At 59.6% G+C, this 13,024-nt stretch carries 12 protein-coding genes; 5 read left to right on the top strand and 7 right to left on the bottom strand.

The window, feature by feature from the left end; genetic code table 11:
- Positions 1 to 119: 119 nt before the first annotated feature.
- The 5 genes from DW937_RS10260 to rsmD form a co-directional block, all read right to left on the bottom strand.
- Positions 120 to 2,603, bottom strand: a complete 2,484-nt coding sequence (locus DW937_RS10260; protein ID WP_120120892.1) for a penicillin-binding protein 2 — start codon at positions 2,601 to 2,603, stop codon at positions 120 to 122.
- Positions 2,604 to 2,730: 127 nt separating this feature from the next.
- Complete coding sequence (locus DW937_RS10265; protein ID WP_005944079.1) at positions 2,731 to 3,210, bottom strand: hypothetical protein; 480 nt, start codon at positions 3,208 to 3,210, stop codon at positions 2,731 to 2,733.
- A gap of 36 nt (positions 3,211 to 3,246) precedes the next feature.
- Positions 3,247 to 4,212, bottom strand: a complete 966-nt coding sequence (gene rsmH / locus DW937_RS10270; protein WP_005944076.1) for a 16S rRNA (cytosine(1402)-N(4))-methyltransferase RsmH — start codon at positions 4,210 to 4,212, stop codon at positions 3,247 to 3,249.
- 239 nt (positions 4,213 to 4,451) lie between these two features.
- Positions 4,452 to 4,913: a hypothetical protein gene (locus tag DW937_RS10275; protein ID WP_005944071.1), complete on the bottom strand. Its 462-nt coding sequence runs from the start codon at positions 4,911 to 4,913 to the stop codon at positions 4,452 to 4,454.
- The gene (rsmD, locus tag DW937_RS10280) at positions 4,910 to 5,497 is read right to left on the bottom strand and encodes a 16S rRNA (guanine(966)-N(2))-methyltransferase RsmD (RefSeq protein ID WP_118528661.1); all 588 of its coding nucleotides are present in this window, start codon (positions 5,495 to 5,497) and stop codon (positions 4,910 to 4,912) included. Before rsmD ends, DW937_RS10275 begins: the two co-directional genes overlap by 4 nt.
- Positions 5,498 to 5,685: 188 nt before the next feature.
- Here rsmD and DW937_RS10285 point away from each other — a divergent pair, with 188 nt between their 5' ends.
- From DW937_RS10285 to DW937_RS10305, 5 genes are all read left to right on the top strand, one after another.
- Complete coding sequence (locus DW937_RS10285; protein ID WP_120020738.1) at positions 5,686 to 6,306, top strand: flavodoxin family protein; 621 nt, start codon at positions 5,686 to 5,688, stop codon at positions 6,304 to 6,306.
- Positions 6,307 to 6,502: 196 nt separating this feature from the next.
- Positions 6,503 to 8,890, top strand: coding sequence for a glycoside hydrolase family 2 TIM barrel-domain containing protein (locus DW937_RS10290; protein ID WP_120120855.1), 2,388 nt, complete (start codon positions 6,503 to 6,505; stop codon positions 8,888 to 8,890).
- Between the two features lie 126 nt (positions 8,891 to 9,016).
- Entirely contained in the window at positions 9,017 to 9,412 is a 396-nt protein-coding gene (locus DW937_RS10295) for a hypothetical protein (RefSeq protein WP_005944061.1), read from the top strand.
- 6 nt (positions 9,413 to 9,418) lie between these two features.
- Complete coding sequence (locus DW937_RS10300; protein WP_097777430.1) at positions 9,419 to 10,258, top strand: DUF5685 family protein; 840 nt, start codon at positions 9,419 to 9,421, stop codon at positions 10,256 to 10,258.
- A gap of 98 nt (positions 10,259 to 10,356) precedes the next feature.
- On the top strand, positions 10,357 to 11,103 hold the full coding sequence (locus tag DW937_RS10305) for a J domain-containing protein (RefSeq protein ID WP_118528665.1): 747 nt from the start codon (positions 10,357 to 10,359) through the stop codon (positions 11,101 to 11,103).
- A gap of 72 nt (positions 11,104 to 11,175) precedes the next feature.
- Here the strand turns inward: DW937_RS10305 and DW937_RS10310 are convergent, their stop codons facing one another.
- A complete protein-coding gene (locus DW937_RS10310) occupies positions 11,176 to 12,105 on the bottom strand; it encodes a hypothetical protein (RefSeq protein WP_120120856.1) in 930 nt (309 codons plus the stop codon).
- A 210-nt stretch (positions 12,106 to 12,315) separates the two neighbouring features.
- Positions 12,316 to 12,990: a GntR family transcriptional regulator gene (locus DW937_RS10315; protein ID WP_120020733.1), complete on the bottom strand. Its 675-nt coding sequence runs from the start codon at positions 12,988 to 12,990 to the stop codon at positions 12,316 to 12,318.
- Positions 12,991 to 13,024 lie beyond the last annotated feature (34 nt).

The raw sequence follows: 13,024 nt of genomic DNA on the forward strand, positions 1-13,024 counted from the left end.
GGGAGCTCTTTTGCATCTTACGATAAAGTGCAGTTCTTCAGAAGATTCACTTTACCGTGCCCACTCATAAAGCTCGCCCTTCGGGAGAGCTGGCGCGCAAGCGCCTGAGAGGGTTCTTGTTACCCACAGGTAATGGTCACGACGGTGCCGCGCTGCACACTGGAACCGGGGTCTGCACTCTGGGCCTGCACGGTGCCGTTCGCATTGCCCTCCACCACACAGTTCAATCCGGCGGCAGACAGCATCTGGCGGGCAAAGTCCGCGCTCTTGCCGGTCACATCCGGCACATCGGTATGGCTGCCCTCATAGGTATCGGTATACAGGTACACGGTGGTGCCGTAGGCCACCTTTGCACCCGCGTGCGGATACTGGTAGGTGACAGCTGCTGCCGCCTGACTGGTGGTGCTTTCGGCCAGCTGATGCCTGAGGCCCTTGATGTTCAGCTGCACCTGCGCACTGCTCCACTCGGTGCCCACCAGATTCGGCACAGTGACCACAGTCTGGCTGCGATCCTCGCCGTCGGCGGCAATGCCAAGGTAGGGTGCGATCTCGCTGATGATGTTGCCCACAACGGGCGCTGCCAGCAGGGACGAGTAGTCCGTTCTGGCGTTGTTGGGGTCATCCAGCATCACATAGACGATGATCTCCGGGTCGTCGGCGGGCAGGACAGCGGCAAAGGATGCCACCTTCTTGTAGTCACCGTCGGCACGGCGATCCATGTTCAACTGTTCGGAAGTGCCGGACTTGCCGCCGATACGGTAGCCGGACACATAGGCATACTTGCCGCCGCCGGTACCGGCGCCCACCTCATATTCCATGATCTGGCGGATCACGTTGCTGGTGCTCTCGCTGATGACCTGACGGCGCACATTGGCACCGATCTCCTCGATCACGTTGCCATTTGCATCGGTGATCTTATCCACCACATGGGGCGTGACCAGATAGCCGCCGTTGACGGCTGCGGCCACAGCGGTGCACATCTGCAGCGGGGTGATGGCCATTGCCTGACCAAAGGCCGAAGAAGCCAGCTGCACTTCGCCCAGCTGGTTGGCCTTATAATACTGCATGAAGCCCGTCTCACTGGGCAGGTCCACGCCGGTGCGGCTGGTAAAGCCAAAGGCATCGAAGTAGTTATAGAAGGTCTGGGAGCCAACACGCTGGCCCAGCTGGATATAGTAGATATTGCAGCTCTGCCGCAGAGCTTCGGCCAGTGTGATGGTGCCGTGGGCTTTGTGGCCTGCGCAGTGGTAGGTCTCCTTTGCCACGCCGTAAGCACCGGCGCAGGTAAAGGTGGTGTTGATGTTTGCAAGGCCGGAGTCCACGCCCATGGCCGAGGTGATCACCTTGAACACACTGCCGGGGTAGTACAACTCGGTGATGGCCTTGTTTTTCCACTGGATATCGCGGAAGTAGCCGGAGTAATCGCCCTCCTCGTCCAGAATGCGGTTGCCGTTTGCATCCTTCAGCTCGTTGCCGTTCTCATCCTTTTTGTAGATGCCGTACAGCTCCGGCTCAGCGCGCACCAGCTCGTTGAGGTAATCCAGATTTGCGCTGTAGTCCAGCGGGTCGTTGGGGTCAAAATCCGGCTTGGAAGCCATGGCGAGGATGGCACCGGTCTTGACGTTCATCACGATGGCGCAGCCGCGGTTCTCCACCGTGTTGGCTGCAATGGCTTCGTTCAGATACCGTTCCACGATCTCCTGCACATTCACATCCAGCGAAAGCACCAGATTGGAGCCATCCTTGGCTGCAAAGGTGGTGGCATTCTCGTCCGCAATGGCGTTGCCGTAGGCATTGCGCTGGGTAATGGTGCGGCCATCCACACCGGCCAGCATGGACTGATAGGATTTTTCCAGACCGTAAGTACCAATGCCGTCCGCATCGGTAAAGCCCAGCACTGCCGCTGCAAACGCTCCGTAGGGGTAATTGCGCTGGAAGCTCTTCTCGCTGCCGACCGAGATGTTGCCCTTGCGGGAGGTCTCCGTGGCACGCTTGTGTGCCTTGTTGAACTGGGAAACGTAGGATTCGATGGACAGCTTGACAGCGTTGTTCACCTTGGTGGCCAGCACCTGATACTTGGTGTCCGTCTTGGAAAGTGCATCGTAAACCTTCTGGTACTGGGTCTGGTACGCTTCCGAGGAAGTGTCCACCGCGTCCAGACTTTCGCCGTCGCCGGAAAGCAGGCGCAGGGTCAGTTCCCGGCTGACCTCGGCGCACATGGCCGTGTCCAGCGTGCGCACCGCATCCTCATCCTTACCGGTGGTGGTATATAAGATTTTGCTGTTGTCCGGGTCGGCCCAGATGGTCCACACCACGCTGGTGGAGGCCAGCGTGATGCCGGAGGTATCGTAGATCTCGCCGCGGGTGGCCTTGATGGTGGTATCCAGCAGCTGCTGCTTTGCGGCCAGCTGGCGGTAGGTGTCACCGTTTTTGATCTGGATATCATACAGGCTGTAGGTCACACGGGCCGCAGCAAGGCCCATGACCACAAGGGCCAGACCGCCGCAGATCAGACTGGTTCTGGGGTTCATGCGGGCACCGGTGCTGGTTTCCGGCCAGGGGCCTTTTATTTTTTTGATGAATTTTCGGAAGAATTTCGACATGGTATGCTCCTGCGGCAGCGGGCATTTGCTGCCTTCTGCCGCGCTTTTGTCAAATTTGGAACTGCCCTGCAAACAGGGTGTATAAACCGAAAAAGCGTGCGCTGCCGCACGCTTTCCCGTATTTGGTTCACTTTACAGTGCCAAGAATGTTCACGGCACCGTTGTAGATAAAGTCGGTCCACTGCCGCACAGCGGACTGGGTGCGCTCCAGCGTGTCGCTCTCGCCCAAACGGATGTAGGTGATCTGGCTCTGATCAATTTTCATCAGGCCCAGCCTGCCGGCCGTCTCTTCCACGCTGGTAATGTTGGTCTTGCTGTTCAGGGTGCTGTTATAGTAAGTATACTGGCTCTGCTCACTGACCAGCTGAGCCTTTGCGTCCTGAATCTGGTCGTTCAGCTCCACCAGCTTGGACTCGCTCCACAGCAGGCTGATGGCAAACCCCACCAGCAGTGCTGCTGCTACCAGATGCATGGCGTTGTGCACCGCTGCCTGCAGCGGCGAAAGCCGACGCTTGCCGCCCTTTGCTACCCGCAGATCTGCCTTGCGCTGTGTCTGCGGGGCTTTTCTGCGGCGTACCGCGTTATAATCATATGCTGCCTGACCCATGGTTTGCTCTCCTCCTCACACAACGGCTTCTGCCGTTCAGCATTTTTCCAAAACTCTCAGGTGGGCGGACCGGCTGCGCCGGTTCTCTTCCAATTCCTGACTGTTTGCTTCAATGGGTTTGCGGGTGATCAGCTTCGCTTTGGCTTTGCCGCCGCATACGCACACCGGAAACTCCGGCGGGCAGGTGCACGCGGTGGACCAGCGGCGAAATTTGTTCTTCACCAGCCGGTCCTCCAGCGAGTGGAAGGTGATCACGCACAGCCGGCCGCCCGGCGCAAGGTGATCAAAAATGGTATCCAGGCCTTCTTCCAGCGCATCCAGTTCATGGTTCACTGCAATGCGCAGCGCCTGAAAGGTGCGGCGGGAAGGGTTCTTGTTTTTGCGGCGTTCCGCCGGGGGCATGGCGCTGGCCACGATGTCTGCCAGCTGCAGGGTCGTTTCGATGGGAGAATTCTCCCTTGCCTCCACGATCCTGCCCGCGATCTGCCATGCGAAAGGTTCTTCGCCGTAATCCCGCAGAATGCGTGCCAGCTCTTCGCGGCTCTCGGTGTTCACAAGGTCCGCTGCCGTTTCGCCCTGCTGGCTCATCCGCATGTCCAGCGGTGCATCCGCACGGTAGGAAAAGCCGCGGGCCGCATCGTCCAGCTGATGGCTGGAAACGCCCAGATCCAGCAGCGCGCCGTTGACCTTGTCGATGCCAAGGCTTTCCAGAGCTTGTCCGGCATAGCGGAAGTTGATCTGCACCACCGTGGCAGGCAGGCCCGCAAGGCGGGCACGCGCGGTCTGCACCGCGTCCGGGTCCTGATCCAGCGAGATCAGCCTGCCGCCCTTTTCTGCATCCAGCCGCAAGGCGATCTGGCGGGAATGTCCCGCGCCGCCTGCAGTGCCGTCAAGGTAGGTGCCGGCCGGATCAATGGAAAGACCCTCCAGACACTCGTTCAGCAGAACGGGGATATGCTCAAACGAGGCCGGGTCAAAGGCTGCTTGTGTTTCAAGTTCCATCGCTGCGGCCTCCTTTCTCAGTTCATAAGCTTTCCGTGTTCCGGGCACTGTGCACACAGCGCACACTTTTACCCGATAACACAGTTTTATTTTAACAAATCAGGCCCCTGATTGCAAGGGTTTGTGCTCCCGTTTTTGCCGCAAAATGCAACAAAAAAAGTCCCTGTCGGCCGTCATTTCTGCCTGCAGGAACTTTGGTTTTTGCCGTATGTGTAATTTGTGTGTGAAAAAGGCTGTCTTCAGCCGTTTTTCTTGGCGTTCTGGCGCAGATTTGCGCGCACATTCTTTACCTGTGCCGCATTTTCCACCATTGTTTCCTCGGTGTTCTTGAGCATGTTGTCGCAATAGTCGGTCACGGTCTGGCGCAGGGTGCGGGCCTCGTTCTGGGCTGCAGTGGTGATTTCCCCGGCGCGCTGCTGTGCAGCCTTCACGATCTCGGCTTCGCTCACCAGAATGCGCGCCCGCTCCTCAGCCTTTTTCACAATGGCCTGCGCCTGTGCGTTGGCCGTCTCCACGATCTGAGCGCGGTCGTTCACGATCTGCTGGGCCTGCCGCAGCTCGCCGGGCAGGTTTGCGCGGATCTCGTCCAGATAATCCCGGATCTGCTCCACATCCACGATCTTTTTGCCGCCGGAAAGGGGCACATTGGCGCCTTCCTCCAGAGCATCCTCAATGGTATCCAAAAGTTCGTTCACGTTCATAGTGCTTCTCCCTTCGGTTCGTTCTCGGCAGGGTCTGTGTTCTGCATGGGCTTTGTGTATTTCCACAGCAGCACCCTGCCGTACTTGTACTGTTTTTTCAGGGTCAGGCCGCCAGCTTCGGCCGGCAGCACGATGCCGGTCTCGCTCTCGCACAGCACGATGCCGCCGGGCGCGGTGCATTTATCCACCACAGGCAGGATCTTTTCCAGTGTACCATTGCGGAAGGGCGGGTCCAGCAGTACGATGTCGAACTGCTCGCGGCAGGCGGAAAGATACCGCGCAGCCTCGCCGATATTGACGCGGCTGCGGTCGAACACGCCGCAGGCCTTGCAGTTGCGCATGATGATGTTCACCGCCTCGCGGTTCTCGTCCAGAAACACGCAGCGCGCCGCGCCGCGGCTCAGTGCTTCAATGCCAAGCTGGCCGCTGCCCGCATACAGGTCCAGCACCCGTGCGCCGGGCAGGTCGAACTGGACGATGCTGAACATCGCCTCCTTTACCTGCGAAAGGGTGGGCCGGGTCACGTCGGTCCCCGGCAGGGCCTCCAGACTGCGGCCCCGGGCTTCTCCTGCGATCACGCGCATGTTCTCTTTCCTCCTCCTTGCAGCCGGAAGATGTGGCTGCAAACACGTTTTTTGTATCACTTTATTATCACCCAACTGCATATTCTTGTCAAGGGCCGCGCGTTGCGCCGTCTGGCGGTTTGTGCTACAATAAAACCGGCAGCGCCGGGCTTTTGCGGCGCATTCTGGCATAAAAGGAGAGTATTCCCATGAAAGTTCTGCTCATCAACGGCAGCCCGCACGAAAAAGGCTGCACCTATACCGCCCTTTCGCTCATTGCAAAGGAACTGAACGATGCCGGTGTGGACACTGAGATCCTGCATGTCGGCGGCAAACCCGTGGGCGGCTGCATCGGCTGCGGCGGCTGTGCCGCAGGCAATGGCTGCGTGTTTGGCGGTGTGGTCAACGAGGCCATCGAGAAGGCCAAAACTGCCGATGGCTTCGTGTTCGGCAGCCCGGTGCACTATGCATCCGCATCCGGCAACATGACCAGCTTCATGGACCGCCTTGCCTACGCGGGCGGCAGATATCTGGCCTACAAGCCTGCCGCCATCTGCTGCTCGGCCCGCCGCGCCGGCACCACTACCACGCTGGACCAGCTGGTGAAGTACCCGCAGTTCTTCCACATGCCGCTGGTGAACGGCTCCTACTGGGCCATGGTGCACGGCTCCAACACCGAGCAGGTGCTGCAGGATGCCGAGGGCTGCGCCGTAATGCAGGAGCTGGGCCGCAACATGGCATGGCTGCTGCACTGCATCGAAGCAGGCAGGGCCGCTGGCTTTGAACACCCGCAGAACCCCAAGCGCCCCATGACCAATTTTATCCGCTGATTGGGAAATCAATTTCTGATCCAAAGGCTCAGAACAGTCCGTAAGCTGCTCTGAGCCTCTTTTTCTTTGCAGTCCACGCCATTTCGTGCCAAAAGCGGCAAAAATCCTTTTCAAAGCGCCTTCCGCTTCTTTTTTCGTTCATAAGTTTGTGTTACTATAAGATGTAAAGTGATTTTATCAGGATGGAGACTCTTGTATGGAACACTACGATTGGAACGAAGGCTGGCTATTCACCCCCCGGTTCGATCCGGCACTGGTGCGGCCGGAGTGCGGACTGGAACTGGAACCGGTGCGCATCCCCCACACTGTGCGGGTGCTGCCCTACAATTACTGCAACGAAAATGAATACCAGTGCCTGTGCGGCTACCGGCGGGAGTTTTTTGCACCCAGAGAGTGGGCAGGCCGCACTGTTCTGCTCACCTTTGGTGCCGTTGCCCATGACGCGACCGTGTTCTGCAACGGGCGGCGGCTGTTCCACCACGCCTGCGGCTACACCGCCTTCACGGTAGATCTGACCAGCGCTTTGCATCTGGGTCAGAATAACGTGGTGGCTGTGCGCTGCGACAGCCGCGAGGATCTGAACATTCCGCCCTTTGGCGGGCAGATCGATCACCTGACCTACGGCGGCATCTACCGTGCCGTCAGTCTGGACATCAAGGAGCCCGCTTACCTGCGGGATGTGTTCATCGAGGCAAAGGCCGAGGGCGATTTCCGCATCTATACCTCCACCGTGGGTGAGACGGTAGGCTGCACACTGCAGGCCGAGATCCGCAGCCCTTCCGGCAGCCGCGCCGCCTACAGCGGCGAGCTTTCCCTGCCCATCACCGGCGTGCTGAACGGTGTGCACCCGTGGAGCATCGAGCATCCCACCCTGTACGCCCTCACCGTACAGCTGATCCGCCCCGGCTCTGCCGGTCTGCCGGACCGTGTGCTGGACGAAAAGACCATCCGCTTCGGTTTCCGCACCGTGCAGTTCGTGGCGGGTGGGCTGTACCTGAACGGTCAGCGCGTGGAGCTGCGGGGCTTGAACCGCCACCAGAGCTACGCCTATCAGGGCTATGCCATGCCGGACAGCATCCAGCGGCTGGATGCTCAGATCCTGAAAAAAGACCTTGGCTGCAACGCAGTGCGCACCAGCCATTCCCCCCAGAGCCCGGCGTTTCTGGATGCCTGCGATGAGCTGGGGCTGCTGGTGTTCACCGAGATGCCCGGCTGGCGGTACATCGGCGACGAGAGCTGGAAGGCGCAGGCCCTGCAGAACTGCCGCGAAATGGTATGCCAGTGCCGCAACCACCCCAGCATCTTTTTGTGGGGTGCCCGTGTGAACGGCAGCGCCGACGACGAAGCGTTTTATAAGCGCACCAACGAGGCTATCCACCGGCTGGACCCCACCCGCCCCACGGCAGGCGCGCGGAACCACCGCAAGAGCCAGCTGCTGGAGGATGTTTACGCCTACAACGATTACTCTTACCGTGGGCGCGGTGCCGCCTGCGAAGCCCGCGCCGCAGTGACTTCCGATCCCCGCAAGGGCTACCTCATCAGCGAGTTCGGCGGGCAGCAGCTGCCCACCAAGCCCTTTGACGACGAGACCCACCGGCTGGTGCAGGCTCTGCGCTATGCCGCCGGGATCAACGATTCCATTGCACAGCAGGGCGTGGCCGGCAGCTTTGGCTGGTGCATGGCCGATTACAACACCCACCGGGAATTTGGCAGCGGCGACCGCATCTGCTACCACGGTGTGATGGATATGTTCCGCAACCCGAAGCTTTCGGCGGCGGTATATGCAAGCCAGAAAACGCCGCGTTCCCCCTCGGACATCGTGCTGGAAGTCTCTTCCGGCATGGCACTGGGCGACCTGCCCGGCGGCGTTCCCACGGCCTGCTGGGTGTTCACCAACGCCGAAAGCGTGCGGCTGTACCGCGGCAACGACTACATTGCCGAGTTCGCGCCTGACCGGCACGGCCGTTTTGCCGCCATGACGCATCCGCCCATTGAGATCAACGATTTTGTGGGTTCTTTGTTGGAAAAGTACGAGGGCATGGACCCGGCCTCCGCCCAGATGACAGCCGCTATCCTGAACGAGATGCGCCGGGATGCCATGGAGCTTTCGCCGCTTTCCAAGGCGCGGATGCTTTCGCTGCGGCTGAGCTGGAACGAGGTAGCCCGCATGTATTACAAATACATCGGCGTGCTGGGCACACCGTGCGCAGCCTACCGTTTTGAAGCCGTGTGGCATGGCCGCACCGTGCGCACCGTGGTGCGGGAGCCGGTGCAGAGCGTCCGGCTGGAATGCACCGTGCACAACCCCATCCTCACCGACGGCCCCACCTGGGACTGCGCCGCTGTCAGCCTGCGCGCCATCGACCAGAACGGAAGCCTGCTGCCCTACTGCGGCGAAGCCGTTCAGCTGAGCGTGGACGGCCCGCTGAAGATCATTGGTCCCAGCGTGGTGCCGCTGCGCGGCGGCATGGCGGGCACCTACCTTGCCACCACCGGCGAAGCGGGCCGCGCCGTGCTGCACTGCCGCATGGAAGGTGCGCTGGATACCGATGCCGTGGTGACCATCCGTTGCCGGGAAGCTTAATTTCCGTCCCTTCATGATAGATTTGCACTCTGTTCAAAATTTCATCATGGTTGACTGGTATCCTAAGAACTGTAAAATAACGGCGGGCGCGCCCGCTTTGATTCCAAAACAAAGGATGCAGGAGTTATGAGAGAAAAATTCCGTCAGTTTATGATCGGCCGCTACGGTACCGATGGCCTGAACCAGTTTTTGAGCATCGCGTCCATCGTGCTGCTGCTGATCTCGCTGCTCACCCGCTTCAGCCTGTTCACATGGCTGGGTCTGGTACTGCTGGTGCTGTGCTACTACCGCTCGCTCAGCCGCAACATTTCCAAGCGCACGGAGGAGAACTACCAGTACTATGCCCTGAAGGACCGCGTAGACCGTAAGTTCCGCGGTCTGAAGGATCAGTGGGCCAACCGCAAGCTCTACCACTACTACCGCTGCCCCAAGTGCCGCCAGAAGCTGCGTGTGCCCCGTGGCCGCGGCCGCATCCAGATCTCCTGCCCGCGCTGCGGCACCCAGTTCATCAAAAAGAGCTGAGCGGCCATGTTTGGTTATGTTGTGCCCAATCAGGCCGCGCTTTCGGACGAAGCACAAAAGCGCTACCGCACCGCCTACTGCGGGCTGTGCCGCCGCATCGACGCACTGCACGGCCTGCGGGGCCGCTTTACGCTGAGCTATGACCTCACCTTCCTGAATCTGCTGCTGTGCAGCCTGTACGAGGGCGAGACCGAAGCTTCTTCCGGCCACGACCGGTGCCCCATCCACCCCTTGGGCGGTGTGGAATGGCGGGCGGCCTCCCCCACCGATTACTGTGCAGATCTGAGCGTAGCCTTGCACTACTACAACGCCGAGGATAAGTGGAAGGACGACCGCAGCCTGTTGGGCCTTGGATATGAAAAGCTGCTTACCGGCTGTAAGCAGGCTGCCGAGAGCCGCTGGCCCCGTCAGTGCAGCGCCATCCGCACCTGTCTGGACAGGCTGGCAGAATATGAAGCTGCCGGGAGCGAAGATCTGGATGCCGTGTCCGGCTGCTTTGGCGAGCTGATGGCAGAGCTGTTCGACTACCGGCAGGATCACTGGTCACCGGAGCTGCGCAGCATCGGCTTCCATCTGGGCAAGTTCATCTACCTGCTGGATGCCTATGACGATCTGGAGCACGACCAGCGCAAGGGGGCCTACAATCCGCTGAAAGCACTCAGTCAGCAGCCCGGCTATGAGGAAGAGATGAAAGAGATCTTTGAGCTGCTGCTGGCGCAGTGTGCCCAGAGCTTTGAACGCCTGCCCTGCGTGGAGGACGCAGACCTGCTGCGCAACATCCTTTACTCCGGCGTATGGCTCAAATACAACTGCAAAACAGCCAAGCAGGCCCGCAGCCGTGGCTGAATGGCGGCTTTGTCTTGATTTTTCCACGGCAATACGGTAGACTATAAACATTGCGCGGCACTGTGGCTGCGCGAAATGAGACGTGAGGAAGTATATCCATGAGAGACCCCTATGAGGTGCTGGGCGTTTCGCGCGGCGCAAGCGATGACGAGATCAAAAAAGCATACCGCGCCAAGTGCAAGCGCTGGCACCCGGACCTGAACCCCAACGATCCTACCGCCGAGGAGCACTTCAAGGAAGTGCAGGCGGCTTATGATGCCATTACCAAGGGCGAGACCGGCCCCCAGATGGGCGGAAATCCCTACGGCAGCTACCAACAACAGGGTTACGGCCAGCAGAGCTACCAGCAGCAGGGTTATCAGAACGGTTACGGCGGTTTTGACGGATTCGATGGCTTTGACCCGTTCGGTTTCGGGTTTGGCTTTGGCGGCTACCAGCAGGGTTACGGCCAGCAGGGCGCAAGCTATTCCGGCTCCGACAGCCCGGAGATGCAGGCCGCCCGCAACTTTGTGGCCAATGGCCGCTATGCGGAGGCCCGCCGCGTGCTGGACGGCATGACCGGCCGCAATGCCCGGTGGTATTATCTGTCCTCCCTCGCAAATCAGGGCTTGGGCAACCGCATCGATGCGCTGCAGGATGCCCGCCGTGCCGTGCAGCTGGACCCGGGCAACACCGAGTACCAGATGCACCTGCGCCGGATGCAGAACCCCGGCCAGACCTACCGCACCACACAGGCCACCTACACCAGCCCCGGCGGCCTGATGCAGTGGTGCTGGAGCATGATCCTGCTGAACCTGCTTTGCAACTGCTGCTGCGGCGGCTGGGGCTTCCGGTTCCGCATGTGATCCCGTTTTTCTCATAAGATACAGCAAGACCCCGCACCTTCTGGTGCGGGGTCTTGTTTTTGCTTTACGACATCACTTTACGGTGATGTTGCGGCTGATCTTGCTGCAGGAGTAATTGCCGCCGATCTCTGCCGTCTGCACATAGGTGCCCGGCTCTGTGGGCAGCTCGCTGGTGGCATCACAGCCCCAGCCGGACTTCTTGTAGCTGTAGCGGATCTTATCGGTGGGCACCACCTGACCATCCACTTCCAGCACAGCCGCTTCATTGAAGCTCTGCAGCTCTTCGGCGGTCATGGGCTTTTCGGCCTGCTGTGCCCAGTACATGCGCACGCCGTTTGTCTTGGGCTTGATCTTGAACATGGCAAAGCCTGCGGTGTTCATATCGCTGCTTTCCAGCGCCAGTGCACCGGCCACATAGTTGCCGGCATCCACCGGCTGTTCGTCCAGATAAATGCGGCTGAACGCGCCCTCCGGCAGATACTTGCGGATCAGGTTCAGCGCAAGGCGCAGGCCGTTGGACACCTGATCGATGGTAGGTACATAGAAGTGCAGCACATCCATCACCGAGACGGCCTCATCGGCCACCCGCAGCAGCACGCTGACATCGTTGCCGTCGATCAGCTGCTTGAGGTAGCTGTACACATTGAACTCCTCTGCCTGATCCGGTGTCTTGGACATCTTCTTGGGCAGCGGGATCATCTTGAGCAGCGTGCGGATCTTATCCGACAGCACCAGCGTCACATAGCCATTCGCTTCGCCGCCAACGCCCACCACAACACCGATATACTGGGTATCGGCAGGGTTGGTCTGCACCTCCAGCTTGTAGTTGGAGCCATAAACAAGGTCGCCCGTGGCTTTGAGCCGGATGGAAACCATATCATTCTGCTGCTCCAGCGCTGCATTTTCCTGCGGCAGAGCTGCTGCGGCAAACACCGGCGTTGCTGCCGCGCTGAGCATGAACACTGCTGCCAGTGCAAGAGCTATCAATCGTTTGGCCTTCATTGCTTAAGACCTCCTTATTCTGTAAAGGGATCGCACAGCCGCGCCCCACGGCACGCTGCATCGGGAACCGGCATGATGCCATGCCTGTTGTACCTCGATTCTACCGCAAAACGCTGTTTTGGTCAATAACGTGATTCAAGTAATTCAATTTTTTTACATTTTATGCAAAAAAGAGGAACCTGCCCTCTTCCAGCGGTTTCTCCCTCAAGTTCATTCATCAATAAAATATTCCGGGTGGACGCTGCGGGCCTGCGCCACCGACTGCTTATACCGGCTCAGGTGGCTTTCCAGCGCTTCGCTCACGTCGTCCGCGCTGCCGTGCAGCAGTGCTTCCAGAATTGCCGTGTGCGAGGAGCAGACCGACTTGTTTTCCTCGGTCTGCAGGCTGAACTTGCGGATGCGCTCCACATGCTGCAGGCTGGCCAGCATGTGGTCGTAGTGAGCTTCCATGCCGCACAACTCAAAGGATTTGCGGTGGAATGCATTATCCAGCTCCAGCATACGGGCAGTGCGGTCCGGCTGGCTCATATCCGCTTCCAGCTCACGGTATGTCTCAATGTTGCTGCGGTATTCTTCCTCCTGCCGGGGTGTCACATGGCCGCGCAGCCGGTTCAGGATCTCTTTTTCCAGTGTATAGCGGGCAAACTGCTCCATCTCCATCAACTTCAGGTTGATGGGTGCCACATGGGTGCCGCTCTGCGGTTTGATGTCCACCATGCGGGCCAGATTGAGCATCAGCAAAGCCTCCCGCATGGGCGTGCGGCTGATGCCCAGCTCTTCGGCCAGCTCCCGGTCATTCAGCGGATCACCGGGCTTCAGCTCCATCGTGATGATCCGGCTGCGGATAGTCTGGTATGCCGTTTCGCGCGCACTCAGTGATGACATGTGGTCTCTCTCCCTTCAACCTCCGGTGTAAAAC

The sequence above is a fragment of the Faecalibacterium sp. AM43-5AT genome (genome assembly GCF_003603345.1).
GTDB classification, from domain to species: domain Bacteria; phylum Bacillota; class Clostridia; order Oscillospirales; family Ruminococcaceae; genus Faecalibacterium; species Faecalibacterium taiwanense.

Excerpts from the sequence above, each read along its gene's own strand:
- DW937_RS10275 (WP_005944071.1), bottom strand. The coding sequence starts at position 4,913 with ATGAACGTGAACGAACTTTTGGATACCATTGAGGATGCTCTGGAGGAA.
- rsmD (WP_118528661.1), bottom strand. The coding sequence starts at position 5,497 with ATGCGCGTGATCGCAGGAGAAGCCCGGGGCCGCAGTCTGGAGGCCCTG.
- DW937_RS10285 (WP_120020738.1), top strand. The coding sequence starts at position 5,686 with ATGAAAGTTCTGCTCATCAACGGCAGCCCGCACGAAAAAGGCTGCACC.
- DW937_RS10265 (WP_005944079.1), bottom strand. The coding sequence starts at position 3,210 with ATGGGTCAGGCAGCATATGATTATAACGCGGTACGCCGCAGAAAAGCC.
- DW937_RS10290 (WP_120120855.1), top strand. The coding sequence starts at position 6,503 with ATGGAACACTACGATTGGAACGAAGGCTGGCTATTCACCCCCCGGTTC.
- rsmH (WP_005944076.1), bottom strand. The coding sequence starts at position 4,212 with ATGGAACTTGAAACACAAGCAGCCTTTGACCCGGCCTCGTTTGAGCAT.
- DW937_RS10315 (WP_120020733.1), bottom strand. The coding sequence starts at position 12,990 with ATGTCATCACTGAGTGCGCGCGAAACGGCATACCAGACTATCCGCAGC.
- DW937_RS10260 (WP_120120892.1), bottom strand. The coding sequence starts at position 2,603 with ATGTCGAAATTCTTCCGAAAATTCATCAAAAAAATAAAAGGCCCCTGG.
- DW937_RS10305 (WP_118528665.1), top strand. The coding sequence starts at position 10,357 with ATGAGAGACCCCTATGAGGTGCTGGGCGTTTCGCGCGGCGCAAGCGAT.
- DW937_RS10300 (WP_097777430.1), top strand. The coding sequence starts at position 9,419 with ATGTTTGGTTATGTTGTGCCCAATCAGGCCGCGCTTTCGGACGAAGCA.
- DW937_RS10295 (WP_005944061.1), top strand. The coding sequence starts at position 9,017 with ATGAGAGAAAAATTCCGTCAGTTTATGATCGGCCGCTACGGTACCGAT.
- DW937_RS10310 (WP_120120856.1), bottom strand. The coding sequence starts at position 12,105 with ATGAAGGCCAAACGATTGATAGCTCTTGCACTGGCAGCAGTGTTCATG.